Source organism: Glaciihabitans tibetensis, from assembly GCF_003003265.1.
GTDB lineage: Bacteria > Actinomycetota > Actinomycetes > Actinomycetales > Microbacteriaceae > Glaciihabitans > Glaciihabitans tibetensis.
Genome location: NZ_PVTL01000002.1, coordinates 289,613 through 310,527, shown reverse-complemented (window position 1 = coordinate 310,527; position 20,915 = coordinate 289,613). Strand labels below are relative to the sequence as shown.

Here is a 20,915-nt window from a genome sequence, read left to right as displayed (position 1 = left end):
TGCGCCGGGTCACCGTGGGACATCAACACACTTTTCGCCGCTCGGCTCACCCTGCTTGCCCGCACGGTTCACCGTCACCGTCAGGCAGACCCGCGAACCCGGGCTGGCCTCGAGAACGAAGGTAGTCGATTTCTGGACGCTCGAATCGCCTTCGCGGGTGGCCAGGGAGTAGGCATCATCACTCTTCACCCCGGGGTCGGCCCACGAAAATTCCACCGTGCCCGCCGTCACCGTGGCGGCGATGTCCGAAACGGTGGGAATGGAGCCCGCGGTTGCCGCCCGCACGAGTACCACCGACGCGGTGATCCCGAGCGCAAGCACCACCGCGGTCGAGGCGATCAGGGCCCAGCCGAGGGCGTGCAGACGGCGCGTGGGGGTGGCGAGAGAACTCGCGGTTCGCACAGCGGCCGCTTCGCTTCCCTGCCACCCGGCGGGCACCACCGTCGCTCCCGATTTCTGCGCGTGGCGCCTGCGGCGTCCCGTGCGCGCGGCGTCAGACACTCCGGTCGCCGGCCGCACCTGGGTGCGGTCGGTCTCGTCGGAGACCCGGCCGAGAGCCCAGTCGTCCATCACCAGTTCTGCCGGGGTCTGCGCGACGCCCAGCTCGGTCTCGATGGTCTGGAATCCGTGCACCAGGTCGAGGACGGAAGCTGGACGGTTCTCCGGTTTGCGTGTCATCGCCTCAGCAAGGAGCCGTTCGAGCGTTGCGGGCACATCGTCTCGGCCGATCGGCTGAACTTTGGCGCGGGAGATCCGCGCGATGAGATCGGTGGAGGTGTTCGCCCCTCCCGGGATCTCGAACGGTGACCGACCCGCCAGCAGGGAGTAGACGGTCGCGGCGAACGACCACACTTCGCTGCGCACGGTTCCGGCTGTCTCGTCGGCGAGCACCTCGGGCGCTGACCACGGAATGGACATGCCCACACCGGACTGGCGGTCGAGCTCTCCGAGGGTCGAGGCGATCCCGAAGTCCGACAGGACGGGATGGCCGTAGGCGGTCATGAGGATGTTGCTGGGCTTCAGGTCGCGGTGCAGCACCCCGGCGCGGTGTGCGGTTTCGACCGCACTGCCGATTCGCACGGCGATGCGCAGCGCCTCGGTGACCGCGAGCGGTTCAGAACGGTAGCGCGCGCCCAATGCCGAGGAGCAGAGTTCCATCACCAGGTAGGGGCGCCCGTCGGCGGCGACGCTTGCCTGGAACACCGTGAGGATAGACGGGTGCGCGCTGAGCTGCGCCATCAGGTTGGCTTCGGACTGAAACATCCGCCTGGCCTGGTCGTTGACGAACTCCGACAACAGCACCTTCACCGCGACCTGACGTCGAGGCATGTTCTGTTCGTAGAGAAAGACGTCCGCAAACCCGCCGGACCCGAGAACGTGGAGGTAGGAGAAGCCGGACAGCGTCGGGGGCGCTGACGGCAAACGACGAGCCAACGATCCCCCTCTACGCGGTCGACACCGCAATCATGCGGTCGACAGTCCCCTCATTCTAGGCAGAGGTGGACTCATCTTCGTTCAGGCGCTCGCGAGAGGGGTGTCACCGATATCGTGCTGCGGGTTGTGCGGCGCCGCGAGCACGTCCACCACGACACAGGTGACGTTGTCTCGGCCACCGGCGGCGAGAGCGTGGTCGACCAGGGCGTGCGCGGTTTCGCTCGCCGGTTCACCCGCCGCCATGTGCTCGCGGATCTCGCTGTCGCTGAGTTCCTTGTTCAGGCCGTCTGAGCAGATCAGCAGCCGAAAGCCCGCCGCCAGGGGCAGCATCCACAGGTCTGCCGCGGGAGCGGCGCCGAACCCGACCGCCTTCGTGATGATGTTGCTGTTGGGGTGGTGCTCTGCCTGCTCGCGCGTCAGCATGCCGGCATCCACCATCTCCTGAACGACGGAGTGATCGACGGTGATCTGGTGCAGCCGGTTGCCCTCGAAGGCGTACACGCGGCTGTCACCCACGTTGAAGACGGCGAAGTAGGGGTTGTCCTGGTAGAGGGTGAGGACGGCGCCCGTCGCGGTGGTGCCCACGCCCAGGTCGCTGCCGACGCTGACCACGTCGATGTCGGCGCTGGCCTGCTCGAGCGCCTGGTCGACCACCTCGGTGGCGACGAACGGGGAGATGCTGGCCTCGGCGAGGCGGGTGACCACGGCTGCGGAGGCCAGGTCGCCTGCTGCGTGGCCGCCCATCCCGTCGGCGACGGCGAAAATCGGGGATGACACGACGTAGCTGTCTTCGTTGGCGAGGCGCTTGCGCCCGACGTCGGTGACCCCGGCCCAGGCAAGGCGGAGGCTGGAGTCCGGGTGCCCGGGCAGGTCGACGACGAACTCTGTGGTGTTGCTACCGATTTCGGTCACGGGTGCCTTCCTGCACGTCTTCCACTGCTCACATCACGCGCGTTGCATCGGAAGGATCTCGACGAGGTTACCGTCCCCGATATCGACGAGGGTGCCAGCCATGACCACAACGGACTCTCCGCGGCAGAGTTTGCGCGGTGCGCGGCCCGGAATATTTATCACAGAACCGTTGGTGGAACGCAAGTCGGTGATCACCACGCTCGCGCCGCGTTGGCGAATTTCGATGTGGGTTCCGGACACTTCGCGGAGCGCCGACTGCACCTGGATCAGCCGGGGAACGCCTCCCTGCATGACACGCGGGGCGCTTGGCTTTCTGCCGATGTAGGCAACCTTGTCGAGCGAGACGATGGTTCCGTTTATGCGCAGACGGTAGTGCAGGGCGGGCCCGGGTGTTGCTGTGGGGGGCGTGGGGATGCCGGGGGGCCCGTGTTGGCGGCCCTCTGCACTCTCGGGGCCACGCAGCGCCGACTCGGGTGCAGAACTTGCGAGCGGCAGCCCGACAATAATCGTGTCGTCGAGGTCTGGCTCGTGCACGACGCCACCGGGCAGGCCAGGGCTCCCGCCCGTGATGATCGTGTCGTCGCTGGTGTCGTGGTGCACGATCCCATTCTGCTGCGCTACTGGCCGATAAAGCTCATCACATGCTTAATCCGTGTGTAATCGTCGAAGCCGTAGCCCGAAAGGTCTTTGCCGTAACCGGAATGCTTGAACCCACCGTGCGGCATCTCGGCAACCAGCGGGATGTGGGTGTTGATCCACACACATCCGAAGTCGAGGTGTTTCGCGCACCGCATCGCCCGGCCGTGGTCGCTCGTCCAGACGCTGGAGGCAAGCCCGTACTGCACACCGTTGGCCCACGCGAGCGCCTGCTTTTCATCGGTGAATGACTGGACCGTGATGACCGGACCAAAGATCTCGTTCTGGATCGCATCATCCGTCTGCCTCAGCCCGCTGACGACCGTCGCTTCATAGAAGTACCCCACCTCGCCCTGGCGCCGCCCGCCCAGCTCCACGTGGGCGTGGCTCGGCAACGCCTGGACCACGGCGGACACCCGCTCGAGCTGGTTCGCGTTGTTGACGGGGCCGAAGAACGCGGCAGGGTCTTCCGGTGACCCGGCCCGCGAATTCTCCCGCGCATACGCGACGAGGGCCGCGACGAAGTCATCGTGGATTCCGGACTGCACGAGAACCCGGGTAGCTGCCGTGCAGTCCTGGCCCGCGTTGAAGTAACCCGCACTGGCAATACCGGCCACAGCGAGCTCGATGTCGGCGTCGTCGAACACGATCACCGGCGCCTTGCCGCCGAGTTCGAGGTGCACGCGCTTGAGGTCATTCGCGGCTGCCCTGGCAACCTCCATGCCCGCGCGCACCGAACCGGTGATCGACACCATCTGTGGAGTCGGATGCTCGATCATCGCGGCGCCAGTGGTTCTGTCACCGGTAATCACGTTGAACACGCCTGCGGGCAGAAACTCTGACGCAATCTCGGCGAACAGCAGGCTCGAGGATGGCGTGGTGTCGCTCGGCTTCAGCACCGTCGTGTTTCCCGCGGCGATCGCGGGCGCAACCTTCCACACGGCCATGTTGAGCGGGTAGTTCCACGGCGTCACCTGGCCGATGACCCCGATGGGCTCGCGACGGATGAACGACGTGTGATCTTTCATGTATTCCCCGGCGGCTTTTCCCTCCAGGTTGCGCGCGGCGCCGGCGAAGAATCGAAGCTGGTCGACGGACACCAGGATTTCGTCCTCGACGAGAGAAGACCTCGGCTTGCCGGTGTCTTTCGACTCGAGATCCGCAAAGTCCTCTGCCCGCTGCTCCATGACATCCGCGATCCGGAACAAAGCCAGTTGCCGTTCGGCGGGGGTGGTCTCGCCCCATTCCTCGAATGCCGCGGCGGCGGCGGAGAAGGCCGCGTCGACGTCCTGACCGGATGACACGGGCGAACTGGCGTACACCTGCTCGGTGGACGGATCGATCACGTCAAAACTCGACTCCGCATGGGCGTCGACGTACTCACCATTGATGAAGTTTCGAATCTCGATAGCGCTCATGACGCCAACCCTACCGATCCGAACGGAACACACACCAGCATAAAGACGACGAATTTCGACACCACAACCGCGCTTTTGATTCGGATTCACTTGGTATGAGGCGTTTACACTGACAGAATCGGAGCCATGACCACAACCACCCGGACTTCAGCTGCCAAGCCGTATCCGCTCGACGCCGTGTCGAAGGCGATCATCGAGCAGTTGCAGAGCGACGGAAGACGCTCGTACGCCGAGATCGGAAAAGCGGTCGGTCTCAGCGAAGCGGCGGTACGCCAGCGGGTGCAGAAGCTCACCGATTCCGGGGTGATGCAGGTGGTCGCTGTCACCGACCCGATGCAACTCGGCTTCTTCCGGCAGGCGATGATCGGCGTGCGCGTCACGGGAGACACCACGGCGGTCGCCGAAGCGCTCGGTGACCTCGCCGCGGTCGACTACGTCGTGCTCACCGCGGGCAGCTTCGACATCCTCGCCGAGGTGGTGTGCGAGAACGACGACGACCTCATCGAGTTGCTGAACAAGCGGATTCGCGCGATTCCGGGTGTGCTGTCGACCGAGACATTCGTCTACTTGAAACTTCACAAGCAGCTCTACAACTGGGGAACACGATGACAACCACAGACCAGGCGACTCCGTACCCTGCGGCGGATGCTGCGCTGCAACAGAAGGCCAAGGACCACCTCTGGATGCACTTCACCCGCCAGTCGGTGATGGAGGAGGGCGGCGGCGTGCCGATCATCGTCAAGGGACAGGGCCACCACATCTGGGACACCCACGGCAAGAAGTACTTCGACGGCCTGAGTGGACTGTTTGTGGTCAACGCGGGTCACGGTCGCAAGCGCCTCGCCGAGGCGGCGGCCAAGCAGGCTGAGGAACTCGCGTTCTTCCCGCTCTGGTCCTACGCGCACCCGGCGGCGATCGAGCTGGCCGACCGGTTGGCGTCCTACGCGCCGGGTGACCTCAACCGCGTGTTCTTCTCCACCGGGGGCGGAGAAGCCGTCGAGACGGCGTTCAAGCTCGCGAAGTACTACTGGAAGCTCAAGGGAAAGCCGGGCAAGCACAAGGTCATTTCGCGCGCGGTCGCCTACCACGGCACCACGCAGGGTGCACTGGCCATCACCGGCATTCCGGCGATCAAGGCGATGTTTGAGCCCGTCACACCCGGAGGGTTCCGGGTACCGAACACCAACTTCTACCGGGCCGCAGACGTCGGCGCGCCCGCGGACGATCTCGTTGCCTTCGGCCAGTGGTCTGCCAACCGCATCGAAGAGATGATCCTGTTCGAGGGCGCAGACACCGTCGCGGCGGTGTTCCTCGAGCCCGTGCAGAACAGCGGCGGGTGCTTTCCGCCACCGCCCGGCTACTTCGCGCGGGTCCGGGAGATCTGTGACCAGTACGACGTGCTGCTCGTGGCGGACGAGGTGATTACCGGATTCGGACGCATCGGCAACATGTTCGCCTCGACAACCTACGGGTTCGAGCCGGACATGATCACCTGCGCGAAGGGAATGACGAGCGGCTACTCCCCCATCGGCGCAACCATCGTCAGCGAAAAGCTCTACGAACCGTTCAAGCACGGCGACACGGCGTTCTATCACGGGTACACCTTCGGCGGGCATCCGGTGTCGTCCGCCGTCGCCCTGGCCAACCTCGACATATTTGAGGAGGAGAAACTCAACGAGAACGTGCGCGCCAACTCACCGCTGTTCCGTTCCACGCTCGAGAAACTCACCGACCTGCCCATCGTCGGTGACGTGCGCGGCGACGGCTACTTCTTCGGAATCGAACTGGTCAAGGACAAGGCCACGCGCGAGACCTTCAACGAAGAAGAATCTGAACGCCTCCTCCGCGGCTTCCTCTCGAAGGCGCTCTTCGAAGCCGGGCTGTACTGTCGGGCCGACGACCGTGGAGATCCCGTCATCCAGCTCGCCCCTCCCCTGACCGTGGGTCCTCCCGAGTTCGACGAAATTGAATCCATCCTGAGGTCTGTGCTGACGGAGGCGTGGACCAAGCTGTGAGGCGGCGTCCCGGCATCCCGATGTAAACCGGCATCCCGATGTAAACGGACGTCCTGATGTAAACGGTGGATGAAGTTTTATGACATGTCACCTAAATGTGGAATAACTTCCAGCTTGATGCGCTTGCATAGTCTTATGACCGCTATTACTGATACCCATCCTGCCTACGTCGCCGGAACCTGGAAGCTCGACCCCACCCACTCCGACGTCAGCTTCTCCGTGCGTCACCTTGCCATCAGCAAGGTTCGCGGATCGTTCGAGTCCTTCGATGTGACCGTTGTCACGGCCGAAGACCCGACCCAGAGCACGATCGAGGCGTCCATCGAGATCGCCTCCGTGAACACGGGCCAGAAGGACCGCGACAACCACCTCAAGACCGGAGACTTCTTCCTCGCCGAGGAGTTCCCGACCATGAACTTCGTCTCGACAAAGATCTCCGCAGACGGCGATGACCTCGTCATCGAGGGTGACCTCACGCTTCGTGGCGTGACCAAGCCCGTCGTCCTCAAGGGCGAGTTCGGTGGCATCGTCGTCGACGGCTACGGCCAGACCAAGGCTGCCGCTTCGGTGTCGACGAAGATCAACCGCCTCGACTTCGGGGTCAACTGGAACGCCGCCCTCGAGGCTGGCGGATTCACCCTCGGCAACGATGTTTCGATCGACGTTGAGGTTCAGGTCGTTCTCCAGGCGTAATCTGCCAAGATCTGTTTTTCTCCGGCCAGCAGCGGCCCCGCGGGTTTCCCGTGGGTACCGCTGCTGGCCTTCGTTTTGCCCGGGGAGCTGCGCACGCACCCGCAGTGGCGCAGGCCCCCGTCATCCGCCCCTCGTCCACCGGAGGCAAAACGCATGGGCTATCCCCATGTCCGAAAGACGCCAGAGCTGGCCAGGTAGGACGGATACAGTTCAGACATGATCACTCGATCCACCTCCGTCCTTCCCGCCCCATGGATCCGACGTGTTGAGTCACCCATCGGCCGCATCGAACTCGGCAGTGACGGCACGAATATCGTTTCGCTCGCCATCGAGCGCGCGGGCACATTGCCGCACGACGGGGTTCCTGAGGCGTCGAATGCGGTGTTGGATGCCGCGGGCAGCCAGCTTGAGGAATACTTCGCTGGCACCCGCCACAGTTTCGATCTGCCCGTGTCCCTGAGCGGTACCGTCTTCCAGAAGCAAATCTGGGCGGCGCTGGCGGATCTCGCCTGGGGTGAAGTGACCTCCTATGGTGAGCTTGGCTTCCGCACGGGCCGGCCCACCGCCGGGCGTGCCGTGGGCGGCGCCGTCGGGGCAAATCCGGTTCCGCTTATCGTGCCGTGCCACCGGGTGCTCGCGAGCAACGGCCGAATCACGGGCTACAGCGGGGGCAACGGAATCCCGACAAAGGTGTGGCTGCTCGACCACGAGGGAATCGGCCACGTCGCGTGACTGTGGCGGCGGGTGACGGCACCGGGTTGCCCCGGTGCGGTTGGGCCGGGAGCGACCCGGAGTACCAGCGCTATCACGATGAAGAGTGGGGCTTCCCGCTGCACGGTGACGCCGCGCTTTTCGAGAAGATCAGCCTCGAGGGCTTCCAATCGGGCCTGTCCTGGATCACAATCCTCAAGCGGCGGCCCGCCTTCCGCGAGGCGTTCCACGGGTTCGACATCGAGCGGGTCGCCCGACTGACCGACGATGAAGTCGAAGAGCTGATGAACAATACCGGCATCATTCGCAATCGCGCGAAGATCCTCGCGACCCGCGCCAACGCCCGAATAACACGTGACCTGATCGCGAACGCCCCCGGGGCGCTCGACGATATCGTGTGGGGCGCACGCCCGCTGCTGCCGCGCCCGCGGCCGCAGACCGCGGCGGAGATACCCGCGACAACCGCGGAGTCAACGGCGCTCAGCACGACCCTCCGGGCCCTCGGGTACCGCTTCGTCGGCCCCACCACGATGTATGCGCTCATGCAATCCGCCGGAGTGGTCGATGACCACGTCGTCGGCTGCTGGCGCGCGCAACCGGCCTCACGCGCCGTCAGAGCGTGAGGTTGATCTCGCCTACTGCCCCACGCGCCAGCTCGAGCCCGTGAGAGCTGGCCCAGTCGAGAAGATCGTCGACGGTATCTACGTTCGGCGCCGACAAAGCCAGGGCTCGGACAAATTCGCCCTTGCCCTTTTTGTTGAAGTGATTGAGGGCCCGCACGGTGCCATCCTTTCCGCGCGACAGAACCCGCAGGTAGGCCGACGTCGACCCAGCAGGAAGCGGTCCAAGGGCGGCATAGGATTCTGAGCGCAGATCGAGGAGCAGCCCGGGGTGCGCCTCGAGCTCCCGCGTCACCGCCGTCCGCCACAGGGTCTTGAGCGGACCGGCTGCGAGCGTCGAGTTGTGGGACAGGCGGTACGCGGGAATCGGATCGCCCGCGCCGACCAGCCCAAACAGCGCGGAGGCGATGACTACATGCTTCGCCAGGTACGCCCGCGCGGATGCGTCGAGTGACGGCGCATCCAGCCCGTCATACAGCACACCGGTGTACCGGTCCATCGCGGGCAGCAGTGCCGTGTTCGCCAAGGTACGGTTACGTTCGATCTCGAAGGCGAGCTTCGGGCCGATGCGGAGATGGGCGGCCGCCTGCACCGGGTCCTGGGCCATCGTGATGACGGCGTCTACAGCAGCGCGTCGAGGCGCATCGAGCCCAGGGAAGGACAGCTCCCGCAGGTCGAGCCGGGATCCCTCGGCGCCGCCGTCCCGCTTCGTCTCCGACGGCGGCAAAAGGATCAGCACCTGAACCCGCTCATCGCGCGCAACTCGTGGCTGACGGATTGGTAGCTACCGGACTCGTCGCTGGCGGGCTCGTACCTGTCGTACCCGTACCTGTCGGGGCAGTTCACGTCGTGTCTCCAGAAACCATGCTGGCCCGCTCCGCACGGTCCGAGAACAAACTCGGTCCGGGGAACGGGCCAGCGATAGAACAATGCTAAAAGCTGGTGCCTCTAGTCGGTGGGTTAGACAACCGTCGCGACGCGGGACACCACGGTGATGCGGTTGTTTTCGACAGACAGGAAGCCATCGTCTGCCGTGATCCGGACGACCGATCCGTCGTTGCCATTTACGCGCACTTCACCCGGAGCCAGGATGGCCAGGATCGGCTCGTGCCCGGCAAGGATTCCGATTTCGCCCTCGGTGGTACGGGCGACAACCTGCTTGGCCGCTCCCGCCCACACCTCGCGGTCTGCCGAAACGATGCTGACGTGCAGCTCAGCCATGGTTAGCGGTTTTCCTTCTGGATACGTGCCCACTGCTCTTCGACGTCGTTGATTCCACCGACGTTGAAGAACGCCTGCTCGGCAACGTGGTCGAAGTCTCCGCGGACGATCGCGTCGAACGACTCGATGGTGTCTTTGAGCGGAACCGTCGAGCCCTCGACACCGGTGAACTTCTTCGCCATGTAGGTGTTCTGCGACAGGAACTGCTGGATACGGCGTGCACGGGAGACGGCAATCTTGTCTTCCTCGCTGAGCTCATCGACACCGAGGATGGCGATGATTTCCTGCAGTTCCTTGTTCTTCTGGAGGATCTGCTTGACGCTCGTCGCAACGCGGTAGTGGTCGGCACCCAGGTAGCGGGGGTCGAGGATACGGCTGGTGGAGGTCAGCGGGTCAACGGCCGGGTACAGGCCCTTCGATGCGATCTCACGGCTGAGCTCCGTAGTTGCGTCGAGGTGCGCGAAGGTCGTTGCCGGGGCGGGGTCGGTGTAGTCGTCCGCGGGGACGTAGATCGCCTGCAGCGAGGTGATCGAGTGACCACGCGTCGAGGTGATGCGCTCCTGGAGCACACCCATCTCGTCGGCGAGGTTGGGCTGGTAGCCCACCGCGGAAGGCATACGGCCGAGGAGAGTGGAAACCTCGGAACCAGCCTGCGTGAAGCGGAAGATGTTGTCGATGAAGAGCAACACGTCCTGCTTCTTGACGTCGCGGAAGTACTCCGCCATCGTCAGCGCGGACAGCGCGACGCGCAGACGCGTTCCCGGCGGCTCGTCCATCTGGCCGAAGACTAGGGCGGTCTTGTCGAAGACACCCGCCTCTTCCATCTCGGCGATGAGGTCGTTGCCCTCACGGGTGCGCTCGCCAACACCGGCGAACACGGAAACTCCACCGTGGTCCTGCGCAACGCGCTGGATCATCTCCTGGATCAGAACGGTCTTGCCAACACCGGCACCACCGAAGAGACCAATCTTTCCACCCAGGACATACGGGGTGAGAAGGTCGATGACCTTGATACCGGTCTCGAAGAGCTCGGTCTTGGACTCGAGCTGGTCGAACGCCGGGGGCTTGCGGTGGATGGACCAACGCTCGGTGAACTCGTACTTCTCGCCGGGCTCGCCGTTGAGAACCTCACCGATGACGTTGAAGACCTTGCCCTTGGTGACATCGCCGACCGGGACCGTGATGGGCGAGCCCGTGTCACGAACTTCCTGGCCACGAACCAGACCATCGGTCGGCTTCAGGGCGATGGCGCGCACGAGGTCGTCACCGAGGTGCTGGGCAACCTCGAGCGTGATCTCGTTGCTCTCGTCGCCGATGGTGATCGTCGTCTTGAGCGCGTTGTACATCTCGGGGATCGAGTCATGGGGGAACTCGATGTCGACGACGGGGCCGGTGACCCGGGCGATGCGACCGACTCCGGCGACGGTGCTCGCACCGGCGTTGTTCGTCGCAGCCGCCTCTGCGGCGGCGGGGGCTGTGGTAGTCATGGCTTCCCTATCTCTGTATTACTTCTTTGCCGAGCTGAGGGCGTCTGCGCCGCCCACGATCTCGGAAATCTGCTGGGTAATTTCGGACTGTCGAGCGTTGTTGGAGAGTCTCGTGTAGTCCTTGATGAGCTTGTCCGCGTTATCGCTTGCCGACTTCATCGCCTTCTGCGTGGCGGCATGCTTGCTCGCAGCCGACTGGAGCATGGCGGTGAAAATACGGCTCTCGATGTACACGGGGAGAAGCGCGTCAAGCACCGTCGCCGCGTTCGGCTCGAAGTCGTACAGCGGGAGCAGCTCATGTTCGGCCGGCTCTTCGACACCCTCGATGATCTCCAGCGGAAGAAGCCGGATCACGAGGGGCTGCTGCGTCAACATGCTGACAAAGCGGTTGTAGACGATGTGGATCTCGTCGACGCCGCCGTCAACCTGGTCGGCCTGAAACTTCTCAACCAGCGCGTTGCCGATTTCCTGGGCGGTAGCGACGGTTGGGTTGTCGGTTTCGCCGGTCCAGGAGCGCTCGAATTCGCGACCGCGGAAGCTGAAGTAGCCCACCGCCTTGCGCCCGACGAGGTAGTAGACGACCTCTTTGCCCTGGTTACGCAGGAGCGTGCTGAGTTCCTCGGCCTCGCGAAGCACGTTCGTGTTGAACGCGCCCGCGAGTCCGCGGTCGGAGGAGAAGATGACGACCGCTGCGCGTTCGACCTTCTCCGGCTCCGTGGTGAGGATGTGGTCGACGTTAGAGAATGTCGCCACACCGGACACGGCGCGGGTGACCGCGCTCGAGTACGGCACGGAGGCTGCGAGTCGCTGCTTCGCCTTCTGAATTCGCGAAGCAGCGATCAACTCCATGGCCCGGGTGATCTTCTTGGTCGTCTGGGCAGAGCGAATCTTCTGCCGGTAGACCCGAAGTTGCGATCCCATGTGTTCTATCTTCCTTGTTGTCGGTGAACGAGCGAGTCGATGTCAGAGACGCGTTAGCGCTTCTGGCGGACGATCTGTTCCCGGGCGATTTCGCTCGGGTCGATCTCGTCGAACTGCTCGACGCCAACGGAGGCGAGCGGCTTGCCCTCACCCGTCTGGAACTCAAGCTTGAACGCGGCAACGGCTTCTTCGAGACCGGCTACGGTCTCGTCGCTCAGCACGTTGGTCTCGCGCAGGGTCGTGAGAATCTCGGTGTTACGTCCGACGTGATCGAGCAGCTCGCGCTCGAAGCGCAGGATGTCCTCGACCGGAACCTCGTCGAGCTTGCCGGTGGTGCCGGCCCAGATCGAGACAACCTGGTCCTCGACCGGGTAGGGCGAGTACTGCGGCTGGCGGAGCAACTCGGTCAGGCGGGCGCCACGGCCGAGCTGGCGACGGCTTGTCTCATCGAGGTCGGACGCGAACATCGCGAAGGCCTCGAGCGAACGGTACTGAGCCAGTTCGAGCTTCAGCGTTCCCGAGACCTTCTTGATCGACTTGAACTGGGCGTCGCCACCCACGCGGGACACCGAGATGCCCACGTCAACAGCGGGACGTTGGTTGGCGTTGAAGAGGTCCGACTGCAGGAAGATCTGGCCGTCGGTGATCGAGATCACGTTCGTCGGGATGTACGCAGAGACGTCGTTCGCCTTGGTCTCAACGATCGGAAGACCGGTCATCGAGCCGCCGCCGAGCTCGTCGGACAGCTTGGCGCAACGCTCGAGCAGACGAGAGTGCAGGTAGAACACGTCACCGGGGTATGCCTCGCGTCCCGGCGGACGGCGCAGCAACAGCGACACAGCGCGGTAGGCCTCGGCCTGCTTCGACAGGTCGTCGAAAACGATGAGGACGTGCTTGCCCTGGTACATCCAGTGCTGGCCGATGGCCGAACCGGTGTACGGGGAGAGGTACTTGAAGCCGGCAGGGTCGGATGCAGGAGAGGCCACGATGGTGGTGTACTCCATGGCTCCGGCGTCTTCGAGCGCGCTCTTGATACCCGCGATCGTCGACCCCTTCTGTCCGATGGCGACGTAGATGCAGCGAACCTGCTTCTTGGGGTCGCCGGACTCCCAGTTGGCCTTCTGGTTGATGATGGTGTCGAGCGCGATGGCCGACTTACCGGTCTGGCGGTCACCAATGATGAGCTGGCGCTGGCCGCGGCCGATCGGGATCATGGCGTCGATTGCCTTGATTCCGGTCTGCATGGGCTCGTGCACGCTCTTGCGCTGCATCACGCCGGGAGCCTGAAGCTCCAGCGCGCGACGCTCGGTGGTGACGATCTCGCCAAGTCCGTCCATGGGAGCACCCAGCGGGTTAACCACACGGCCAAGGAAAGCGTCGCCGACGGGCACGGAGAGTACCTCGCCGGTGCGAGTCACTTCCTGGCCCTCTTCGATACCGGTGAACTCACCGAGTACAACAACACCGATCTGGCTCTCTTCGAGGTTCTGGGCGAGGCCCAGGGTTCCATCGGAGAACGTGACCAGCTCGTTCGCCATCACGCCGGGGAGACCCTCAACGTGGGCGATTCCATCGGCGGAGTCGGTAACGTGACCGACCTCGGTGGTGGCTGACTTGCCGGGCTCGTAGCCCTTGACGAAGTCCTTCAGCGCATCGCGGATTTCATCCGGGCTGATGGTGAGTTCTGCCATTGTGTTCCTTACTCCTGTAAGTATCGAAGCGCGCTAGCGAGCGAGCTGAAGTCTGAGGTCGTTGAGCTTGGTGGCGATGGAACCGTCGATGACATTGTCACCGATCTGCACCCGAAGTCCACCGATAAGCGAAGGGTCGATGATCTGGTTGATACGAAGGCCGCGGCCGTACTGGCCTGCGAGCCCCTGCGCCAACCGTTCCACCTGGGCCGGGGCCAGACGGGTTGCCGACGTCACAGTCGCGACGGCGAGACCAGCCTGGGATGCAACGGTGGATGTCGCGGAGCGAAGGAGTTCGCTGATACGACGACCCCGGGGCTGCGAAACGAGGTGCCGCACAATCAGCACGGTCTGAGCAGACGCCTTGCCACCCAGAAGCGACTGGACGAGATCGACCTTCGACTCGGTTGACCCGAGCTTGCTGCCGACCGCGAGCTCCAGAGCCGAGTCGGAGTTGACCGCTCGCTCGAACTCGAACAGCTCTGCCTCGATGGACACACCCTCACCGGCGGAAGAAGCCAAGGCACGAATGCCCAGCTCTTCCAAGCCGGCGAGAAGGTCGTCTTCGCTGGACCAACGACCCGCAACGGCAGACACGAGCACGTCTTGTGCTGCTGCTGTGTAGGAGCCAAAGAGGGCTCGCACAACTCCGCGCTTGGCATCGCCATCTGCGGACTTGTCGGCGAGAGCAGCACGCAGCTGCGACGAGGTGCCCACGATCTGGGCGGCACGGAGCAACTGCTCTCCGGTCGCCAGGTCATCGGTGCCCCGCACGGTTTCGAGCGTTGCGACCGCCGAAGCCAGTGCCTCTCTCGTAGCTGAACCCATTTGTTTCTAAGCCTTTGCCTGGTCGTTGCTGTTTTCGGATGATTCCAGCTCGGCGAGGAAGCGGTCCACGATCGCCGACGCCTGCGCGTCGTCACTCATGCTCGCGCCAATGACCCCGGATGCGAGGTCAATCGCCAACGAACCAACTTCGGCACGCAATGAGACGAGCGCCGCCTGGCGCTCCGCCTCAATGAGGACCTGGGCGTTGGCGAGAATGCGAGCGGACTCGACAGACGCCTGCTCCTTGAGCTCCGCAAGAATCTGCGCGCCTTCGGTGCGGGCTGTTTCACGGATGCGAGCAGCTTCCGCGCGACCCTCAGCAAGCTGGAGGTTGTACGCGGCGAGTGCCTCGGCGGCTTCGGCCTGGGCCGACTCCGCCTTCGCGATTCCGCCCTCGATTACGGCTGCACGGTCATCAAGAATCCGACGGAAGGTCGGAACCACGAAGAACCAAAAAACCGCGAGGATGATCGCGAACGGAATGATCGACCAGATGATGTCATAGTCGGCAGGAATAAACGGGTTTGAGCCCGTCTCCTCCGCTGCCATTGAGATCTGAGTCATCTAGACGCGCCTTACTGGAAGATGAAGAAGGTTGCGACGCCGATGAAGCCGAGGAGCTCGGTGAACGCGATACCGATGAACATGGTGGTCTGCAAGCGACCAGCCATCTCGGGCTGGCGCGCCATTGCCTCGACGGTCTTGCCTGCGACGATACCGATACCGATACCAGGGCCGATCGCGGCAAGGCCGTAACCAACGGTCGCGATGTTGCCGGAGATCTCGGCGAGAGTGGTGGTATCCACTGTGATGTTTCCTTTCGTTGGGCGGGCCCGCCGGTCGGCGGTCCCGTCGTTCTCAGTGTTCTTCTGCTACGGCTTGCTGGATGTAGACAGCGGTGAGGAGGGTGAAGACGTACGCCTGCAGAGCCGCAACAAGCAGCTCGACGAGCGTGAAAATGAACCCGGCGAGCAGGGTTCCCACCCCGAAGAGGCTGAGCCAGCCATCGGCAGTGAAGAAGAAGAAGTGCGTTGCCGCGAAGCACAGCACGAGCAGAAGGTGCCCGACCATCATGTTCAGCAGAAGTCGCAAAGCAAGCGACAACGGCCGGACGATGAAGATGTTGAGGAACTCAACCGGCGTCAGGATCAGATAGATCGGCACCGGCACGCCGCTCGGCAAGAGCGAGTTCTTGAAGAACTTGCGCGCGCCGAGTTCCTTGATTCCCGCGTGAATGAACACCACGTAGGCGAACAGACCCAGCGTCAGGGGAACACCGATAATCGCGGTGCCCGCCATGTTGAAGAACGGGATCAGACCCGTCAGGTTCATGGCGATGATGCCGAAGAACAGCGAGGCGAGGATCGGCAGGTAGCGCCGTCCGAACTTTTCCCCGAGGATCTGGTCGGCGATCTGCACCTTGACGAACTCCATCGCCATTTCGGCGATCGACTGGCCGCGGGTGGGAACCCGACGGGCCTTGCGGAGACCCAGCCAGAACAGCAGAAGCATCACTGCAACCGCTATAAGGCGGACCAGAATGATGCGGTTGATCTCGAAGGGAGTGCCTTCGAAGAAGAGGGCGGGAAGTCCGAGGAACTCACCCATACCCGGGGCATGGAAAGAACCGTCATCCTCGTGCTCTACGGCGAATGGGAGGAGCTGGCTCACAGCGTTATATAACAGCGCTATCTCCTGTTTCAGGGCACATGCCGAAGCGTACGCGGATTGTCTTTGGGGCCTATTCGTGGCCAGACAAGCACCGGCGCACGAAGAATCACTTGAACACTATCAAGAGATAGCTAGTCACCACTAATCGGAAGCGCCTTGCGGCGCGGCGGACGAGAGGCGCCGTCAGGCCTGGTCATCCGGCGTGGTCTGACCCGGCAGAGATGCCTCGCTCACGTACGGCATCCGCGACTTCGTGACCACCAGAGCGTCGATCGCGACGGTGCCGATGATGGCCACCACGAGCGAGATGAACAACGCCACGTCGTTGATAAAGCTCTGGTCGCGCAGTAGCACGAGGGCGACGATAAACAACACCATTTTGAGTAGCCACGACCCCATCACGATGCCGAAGAAGGCGACAATCTCGAACTTGATCGCGACGATCATGCTGATCGCCGTCACGGCCGAGAACAGGATCGCCACGGCGGTGCCGAGCAGGACGCTGGCGAGCCCGTCCGTTCCGTCGACCAGGTAGCCGATGGTTCCGCCGACCACGATCAGCAGAACCGCGAGCAGACCCGTGTATTTCAGCACCTTGGTGAGAATTTGGCTGGCGTTCACGATGGCTCCTTTGATGGCGTCTCTTGTGTGGGGTCCGATCCGGCGAGGCCGAGCATCGGGGCGCTGTCATGGCGCTTCAGTATTTTCTCGGCCGCCGCGACGTCGAGCGACGTGCCGTCGGTGGACTCGGCAGCGGCATCCAACGGGTCCAGCTGGGCAATTGACGGCTCGGCACCACCGTCCGAGACCGCGATGGACTGCGCGCTGGCTTCAAGCCGCTTGCGGCGGCTGAGCGGAGCAAGGGTGACGATGCTGGCGACGGCGAACCCGATAACGAGAAAACTCAGCCCGGCGTACCAGGGGACGAACATAAAGGTGAGGCAGCCCACCGAGGCAACGGCCGTCCACGAGTAGAAGATCAGCACGGCGTGCAGGTGGCTGTGACCCATATCGAGAAGTCGGTGGTGCAAGTGCAACCGGTCAGCGCTGAAGGGCGATTTGCCGGCACGCAGTCGGCGCAGCACCGCGAGGCAGAAGTCCACGAGCGGGACCACCAGGATCGCGAACGGCAGCACTATCGGGATAAACGCGGGCACCAGGTCACCACGACCGAACTCGCGGCCGGACACGGCGGCCGGATCGATCTGGCCGGTGACGGAGATCGCGGAAACTGCCATCAGCAGTCCTACTAGCAGCGCCCCGGCATCCCCCATAAAAAGCTTCGCCGGATGGAAATTGAGCGGAAGGAACCCGAGGCAGGCACCGATGAGAACCGCGGTGACCAGGGACGCGAGGTTGAAGTATTCGGCCGCTCCCCCGGATTGCAGGATGTAGGTGTAGACGAAGAAGACACCGTTGGCGATCACGGCAACGCCGGCGACAAGACCGTCGAGACCGTCGATGAAGTTGACCGCGTTCATCACGAGCACGACAGCGAGCACGGTGATGATCAGCGATTGCAGCGGGGAGACCAGAAGAATTCCGCCGATGGGCAGGCTGGCGATCTGTACACCGCCCCAGGCGAGGATGCCGGCCGCGATGATCTGCCCGGCGAGTTTCGTCAACCAGTCGAGGTCCCAGATGTCGTCAACGACACCGATGACAACAATCACAAAGGCCGCGCCGAGGACGCCCCAGATCTTTCGTTCGTCGGAGAAGACGAGGCTCAGTTCGGCGACCTGGGAGGAGAGCGCGATTGCCGCGACCACTCCGAGGAACATCGCGAGTCCCCCGAGGCGCGGTGTGGGGCGCGTGTGCACATCGCGTTCGCGGATCTTTGGGTACAGCCGGTACTTGTGGCTGAGCCGGAGGATCAGGAAGGCGAACGCGAACGTGACCGCGGCGGACACGGCCGCCGCCAGAAGGTAATACCTCATCCGATTCGGTCCGCTCCGACAATGTCGCGAAGCGCTTCGTCCGAGATGACGCCGTGGCGAACCACACGCAGTCGGCCCTCGGGGAGGTGCAGCGAGGTCGCATCGACGATGGTCGAACCGCGTTCGAGCGCACCCGGGTAGTCGCTCCCGACCGGACCCGCTTCGAGATACACCGAGACGCTGTCACCGAGGGCATCCAACGCCTGCGCGGCGGTGGTCGCGGCGGGTTGGCCGGTTCGGTTCGCGCTCGACACCGCCAGCGGGCCGGTCTCGGACAGGATCTCGAGCGTGATGGGATGCGACGGCATTCGCAGGGCCACGGTGCCGTGCGTGTCGCCGAGATCCCAGGTCAGCGAGGTGCGGGCGGGAAGAATGATGGTGAGGCCGCCGGGCCAGAACGCGTCGACGAGTGCGCGCACCTCGTCCGGCACGGTTTCCGCCAGAGCGTCGAGAGTCGGAATCCCCGGCACGAGCACTGGCGGTGGCGCCTGCCGTCCACGGCCTTTCGCGTCAAGAAGTCGCTGCACCGCTGCCGGTTGGAACGCGTCGACGGCGACCCCGTAGACGGTGTCGGTGGGGATCACAACGACCTCGCCGCGGCCGAGTGCGACCCGAGCGAGGCGCATACCGGTCAGAAGCTCGGTGTCTACCGAGCAGTCGAAGAGAGGAGCCATGTCGTATCCATCGTAGCTGCCAGCACCTTGGTGACAGTCGCGATAGCGTTGTGCCGCGGCCAGCGTGTCTTGCCGCCGCGTCGCTATGGCTCGCCGCCGCGTCGCTATGACTCGCCGCCCAACCCGAGGACACCGTGACTCTGCTCTTCATCTTCGACATGGACCATGTGCTCTACGGCTACGAGTGGGACCGTCGCATAGCCGGGCTCAGCGCGGCGACCGGGCTTCCTCCTGCCGAAGTGCGGGCGCGGTGGTGGGATGCCGGGCGCGAGGTGCAAGCGGAGGCGGGAGCTTTCCGCACGGGAGACGAATACATCGCGGCGTTCAGCGACGCGATGGACACCACGATCACCAAAGACGAGTGGGTGCGGATTCGCGGCGAGGCGATGACGCCGTGGCCGGATTCCATTGCGGCCGCGGCCCGCGCGCGCCGGTACGGCCAGGTCACCCTCCTCACGAACAACGGCGCGCTCGTCGGAGAAAGCCTCGGCGTACTGGCCCCCGCGCTCGCGCCCGTGTTCGGCGAACACCTGCTGACCTCGAGCGCGTATGGGGCACGCAAGCCCGACCCTCAGGTCTTCTCCAACGTTCTCGCCCGCTACGGCATCGCCGCCGAGGACGCATTCTTTGCTGACGACCTCGCGATCAACGTGGCGGGCGCAGCGAGTATCGGTATCTCGGCCCACCAGTTTCTGACCGCCGAAGGGATGTGCGCGGCCATCGACGAATTCGCGATGTCCCGAGGCACCGCGCTCGTGGGCAGCACCACGGCGTTATAGAGTCGGTACCACTTCCGCGGAGTCACGATGTGTCGCTGCGAATGTGAGGTGTCACGATGTGTCGCTGCCCGAATTCTGAAGTGTCCCAATTAGTCGGGTCGCCGCGGCCGAGGTGTCCCGATCGGTCGCCTGCCGGTCGCGAAGAGTCTCGGTTAGTCGCTGCTCGTCAACTTCAAGCGACCACACGCGTCACTTCGGCTTGAGCGCGCGGATCGGAGAGGATTCCAGGCGGCAGCGTCGTCGGGTGCGCGGAGGTGGCCGCTTGCGGGTCGATTTGACGCGGTCAGCGCGGTTGCGGTGGCGCGGTTGCGGTCAGCGCGGTTGCGATGGCACGGTTGCGCTCAGTTGCGGTTGCGGTGGCGCGGTTGACGCAGCGGAGTCAGCGCAGCGCGGTGGTGGCGCGGTCGCGTCCGAGGAGGTCGCGATGGGTGGCCACCGCGTTCCAGCCGTCGGCGCGCAGCAGTGCCGCAATCGCCGCACCCTGCATCTCGCCGTGCTCCATGACGAGGGTTCCGCCCGCGTGAAGCAGCCGGAGCCCGGTTGCCGATACCGCGTGCACCACGTCGAGCCCATCCTCGCCGCCGTAGAGCGCGTGCTCCGGATCGAACAGGCGCACCTCCGGGTCGCGAGGGATCGCGTCGCGCGGAATGTACGGCGGGTTGGAGATGACGACGTCGACCGTGCCGTTGAGTTCGGGCAGCGCGTCGGCCAGATCAATGAAGATCATGGTTGCGTTGTGCGCCCCGGTCTCCGCCAGGTTGCGCCGCGCCCAGATGTACGCCTCCGGGGAGTTCTCGACTCCCCAAACCTTCGAATGCGGCACTTCAGTCGCCATTGCCAGCGCGATAGCGCCACTGCCGGTACCGAGGTCGACGCCCACCGGCTGTGGCCCGGGCACGCTCCGCAGCGCGTCGATCGCGAACTGCGCTACCTGTTCGGTCTCGGGCCGCGGCACGAAAGCGCCGGGTCCGATTGATAGCTCCATCGACCGGAACGGGGCCTTGCCGGTGATGTGCTGCAGCGGCTCACGTGCGGCACGGCGCTCCACGTAGGCCGTGAAGCGGGCGTTGTCCGATGCTGGCACCGTGGCATCCATCATCGACTTCGCCTGCACCTGGCCCCGGCTGAGCCCGAGAATATGGCCGATGAGCAACTCCGCATCTACCCGCGCAGACGGCACGCCGGCACGCTCGAGCAGAGCGGTTGCCTCAGCCACCGCGAGGGCGAGTGGCTGAGGCTCAGCGTGACGGGTTGGTTCCAGCGTCAG

The 20,915-nt window shown here is 64.2% G+C and carries 23 protein-coding genes; 6 read left to right on the top strand and 17 right to left on the bottom strand.

The genetic code is table 11. The annotated features are described in order from the left end of the window. Positions 1-9 precede the first annotated feature (9 nt). The 4 genes from B0I08_RS05270 to B0I08_RS05255 form a co-directional block, all read right to left on the bottom strand. Positions 10-1,422 carry a serine/threonine-protein kinase gene (locus B0I08_RS05270; protein ID WP_245884574.1) on the bottom strand — a complete coding sequence of 471 codons (1,413 nt, stop codon included), beginning with the start codon at positions 1,420-1,422 and terminating at the stop codon, positions 10-12. A gap of 93 nt (positions 1,423-1,515) precedes the next feature. Beyond that, positions 1,516-2,346, bottom strand: coding sequence for a PP2C family protein-serine/threonine phosphatase (locus B0I08_RS05265; RefSeq protein ID WP_106210537.1), 831 nt, complete (start codon positions 2,344-2,346; stop codon positions 1,516-1,518). Between the two features lie 33 nt (positions 2,347-2,379). Then, positions 2,380-2,946, bottom strand: coding sequence for an FHA domain-containing protein (locus tag B0I08_RS17875; protein ID WP_219905614.1), 567 nt, complete (start codon positions 2,944-2,946; stop codon positions 2,380-2,382). A 17-nt stretch (positions 2,947-2,963) separates the two neighbouring features. After that, on the bottom strand, positions 2,964-4,400 hold the full coding sequence (locus B0I08_RS05255; protein WP_106210535.1) for a gamma-aminobutyraldehyde dehydrogenase: 1,437 nt from the start codon (positions 4,398-4,400) through the stop codon (positions 2,964-2,966). Positions 4,401-4,526: 126 nt separating this feature from the next. Between B0I08_RS05255 and B0I08_RS05250 the strand changes: the two genes are divergently transcribed. The 5 genes from B0I08_RS05250 (at position 4,527) to B0I08_RS05230 (ending at position 8,442) form a co-directional block, all read left to right on the top strand. Further along, entirely contained in the window at positions 4,527-5,009 is a 483-nt protein-coding gene (locus tag B0I08_RS05250; protein ID WP_106210533.1) for an Lrp/AsnC family transcriptional regulator, read from the top strand. After that, positions 5,006-6,415: an aspartate aminotransferase family protein gene (locus B0I08_RS05245; RefSeq protein ID WP_106210531.1), complete on the top strand. Its 1,410-nt coding sequence runs from the start codon at positions 5,006-5,008 to the stop codon at positions 6,413-6,415. The genes B0I08_RS05250 and B0I08_RS05245 overlap by 4 nt, the downstream gene beginning before the upstream one ends. A gap of 135 nt (positions 6,416-6,550) precedes the next feature. Beyond that, the gene (locus B0I08_RS05240; protein WP_181243241.1) at positions 6,551-7,108 is read left to right on the top strand and encodes a YceI family protein; all 558 of its coding nucleotides are present in this window, start codon (positions 6,551-6,553) and stop codon (positions 7,106-7,108) included. 216 nt (positions 7,109-7,324) lie between these two features. After that, positions 7,325-7,840 carry a methylated-DNA--[protein]-cysteine S-methyltransferase gene (locus B0I08_RS05235; RefSeq protein ID WP_106210529.1) on the top strand — a complete coding sequence of 172 codons (516 nt, stop codon included), beginning with the start codon at positions 7,325-7,327 and terminating at the stop codon, positions 7,838-7,840. Continuing rightward, a complete protein-coding gene (locus B0I08_RS05230; protein WP_245884572.1) occupies positions 7,837-8,442 on the top strand; it encodes a DNA-3-methyladenine glycosylase I in 606 nt (201 codons plus the stop codon). The genes B0I08_RS05235 and B0I08_RS05230 overlap by 4 nt, the downstream gene beginning before the upstream one ends. On the opposite strand, the gene B0I08_RS05225 is transcribed toward B0I08_RS05230, so the two are convergent. The 12 genes from B0I08_RS05225 to B0I08_RS05170 all read right to left on the bottom strand — a co-directional run bounded on the left by B0I08_RS05225 (position 8,432) and on the right by B0I08_RS05170 (position 18,869). Beyond that, complete coding sequence (locus tag B0I08_RS05225; RefSeq protein ID WP_106210525.1) at positions 8,432-9,178, bottom strand: YaaA family protein; 747 nt, start codon at positions 9,176-9,178, stop codon at positions 8,432-8,434. The genes B0I08_RS05230 and B0I08_RS05225 overlap by 11 nt on opposite strands. A gap of 221 nt (positions 9,179-9,399) precedes the next feature. Then, entirely contained in the window at positions 9,400-9,660 is a 261-nt protein-coding gene (locus tag B0I08_RS05220) for a F0F1 ATP synthase subunit epsilon (RefSeq protein ID WP_106210523.1), read from the bottom strand. Positions 9,661-9,662: 2 nt separating this feature from the next. Then, positions 9,663-11,147 (bottom strand): F0F1 ATP synthase subunit beta, encoded by a 1,485-nt coding sequence (gene atpD / locus B0I08_RS05215; RefSeq protein WP_181243239.1) that lies wholly within the window; start codon positions 11,145-11,147, stop codon positions 9,663-9,665. Positions 11,148-11,165: 18 nt separating this feature from the next. Continuing rightward, positions 11,166-12,068 carry a F0F1 ATP synthase subunit gamma gene (locus tag B0I08_RS05210; RefSeq protein WP_106210521.1) on the bottom strand — a complete coding sequence of 301 codons (903 nt, stop codon included), beginning with the start codon at positions 12,066-12,068 and terminating at the stop codon, positions 11,166-11,168. A 53-nt stretch (positions 12,069-12,121) separates the two neighbouring features. After that, entirely contained in the window at positions 12,122-13,759 is a 1,638-nt protein-coding gene (gene atpA, locus B0I08_RS05205; RefSeq protein WP_106210519.1) for a F0F1 ATP synthase subunit alpha, read from the bottom strand. Between the two features lie 33 nt (positions 13,760-13,792). After that, positions 13,793-14,587 carry a F0F1 ATP synthase subunit delta gene (locus B0I08_RS05200; RefSeq protein ID WP_106210517.1) on the bottom strand — a complete coding sequence of 265 codons (795 nt, stop codon included), beginning with the start codon at positions 14,585-14,587 and terminating at the stop codon, positions 13,793-13,795. Between the two features lie 6 nt (positions 14,588-14,593). Then, positions 14,594-15,151: a F0F1 ATP synthase subunit B gene (locus tag B0I08_RS05195; protein WP_106210515.1), complete on the bottom strand. Its 558-nt coding sequence runs from the start codon at positions 15,149-15,151 to the stop codon at positions 14,594-14,596. Positions 15,152-15,162: 11 nt separating this feature from the next. Beyond that, positions 15,163-15,393 (bottom strand): ATP synthase F0 subunit C, encoded by a 231-nt coding sequence (atpE, locus tag B0I08_RS05190; RefSeq protein ID WP_106210513.1) that lies wholly within the window; start codon positions 15,391-15,393, stop codon positions 15,163-15,165. Positions 15,394-15,445: 52 nt separating this feature from the next. Further along, on the bottom strand, positions 15,446-16,258 hold the full coding sequence (gene atpB, locus B0I08_RS05185; protein WP_483866721.1) for a F0F1 ATP synthase subunit A: 813 nt from the start codon (positions 16,256-16,258) through the stop codon (positions 15,446-15,448). 183 nt (positions 16,259-16,441) lie between these two features. Then, positions 16,442-16,879: a Cg1360 family ATP-synthase-associated protein gene (locus tag B0I08_RS05180; RefSeq protein ID WP_106210509.1), complete on the bottom strand. Its 438-nt coding sequence runs from the start codon at positions 16,877-16,879 to the stop codon at positions 16,442-16,444. Further along, positions 16,876-18,195: an MraY family glycosyltransferase gene (locus B0I08_RS05175; RefSeq protein WP_106210507.1), complete on the bottom strand. Its 1,320-nt coding sequence runs from the start codon at positions 18,193-18,195 to the stop codon at positions 16,876-16,878. Before B0I08_RS05175 ends, B0I08_RS05180 begins: the two co-directional genes overlap by 4 nt. Beyond that, positions 18,192-18,869: an L-threonylcarbamoyladenylate synthase gene (locus tag B0I08_RS05170; RefSeq protein ID WP_106210505.1), complete on the bottom strand. Its 678-nt coding sequence runs from the start codon at positions 18,867-18,869 to the stop codon at positions 18,192-18,194. Before B0I08_RS05170 ends, B0I08_RS05175 begins: the two co-directional genes overlap by 4 nt. 134 nt (positions 18,870-19,003) lie before the next feature. Between B0I08_RS05170 and B0I08_RS05165 the strand changes: the two genes are divergently transcribed. After that, a complete protein-coding gene (locus tag B0I08_RS05165) occupies positions 19,004-19,648 on the top strand; it encodes an HAD family hydrolase (protein WP_106210503.1) in 645 nt (214 codons plus the stop codon). Positions 19,649-20,027: 379 nt separating this feature from the next. Here the strand turns inward: B0I08_RS05165 and prmC are convergent, their stop codons facing one another. Continuing rightward, positions 20,028-20,915 carry a peptide chain release factor N(5)-glutamine methyltransferase gene (gene prmC / locus B0I08_RS05160; RefSeq protein WP_425432987.1) on the bottom strand — a complete coding sequence of 296 codons (888 nt, stop codon included), beginning with the start codon at positions 20,913-20,915 and terminating at the stop codon, positions 20,028-20,030.

Coding starts and splice junctions, on each gene's coding strand:
- B0I08_RS05240 (WP_181243241.1), top strand. CDS start 6,551: ATGACCGCTATTACTGATACCCATCCTGCCTACGTCGCCGGAACCTGG.
- B0I08_RS05175 (WP_106210507.1), bottom strand. CDS start 18,195: ATGAGGTATTACCTTCTGGCGGCGGCCGTGTCCGCCGCGGTCACGTTC.
- B0I08_RS05245 (WP_106210531.1), top strand. CDS start 5,006: ATGACAACCACAGACCAGGCGACTCCGTACCCTGCGGCGGATGCTGCG.
- B0I08_RS05170 (WP_106210505.1), bottom strand. CDS start 18,869: ATGGCTCCTCTCTTCGACTGCTCGGTAGACACCGAGCTTCTGACCGGT.
- B0I08_RS05220 (WP_106210523.1), bottom strand. CDS start 9,660: ATGGCTGAGCTGCACGTCAGCATCGTTTCGGCAGACCGCGAGGTGTGG.
- atpD (WP_181243239.1), bottom strand. CDS start 11,147: ATGACTACCACAGCCCCCGCCGCCGCAGAGGCGGCTGCGACGAACAAC.
- B0I08_RS05235 (WP_106210529.1), top strand. CDS start 7,325: ATGATCACTCGATCCACCTCCGTCCTTCCCGCCCCATGGATCCGACGT.
- B0I08_RS05200 (WP_106210517.1), bottom strand. CDS start 14,587: ATGGGTTCAGCTACGAGAGAGGCACTGGCTTCGGCGGTCGCAACGCTC.
- atpA (WP_106210519.1), bottom strand. CDS start 13,759: ATGGCAGAACTCACCATCAGCCCGGATGAAATCCGCGATGCGCTGAAG.
- B0I08_RS05195 (WP_106210515.1), bottom strand. CDS start 15,151: ATGACTCAGATCTCAATGGCAGCGGAGGAGACGGGCTCAAACCCGTTT.
- B0I08_RS05250 (WP_106210533.1), top strand. CDS start 4,527: ATGACCACAACCACCCGGACTTCAGCTGCCAAGCCGTATCCGCTCGAC.
- B0I08_RS05210 (WP_106210521.1), bottom strand. CDS start 12,068: ATGGGATCGCAACTTCGGGTCTACCGGCAGAAGATTCGCTCTGCCCAG.
- B0I08_RS05255 (WP_106210535.1), bottom strand. CDS start 4,400: ATGAGCGCTATCGAGATTCGAAACTTCATCAATGGTGAGTACGTCGAC.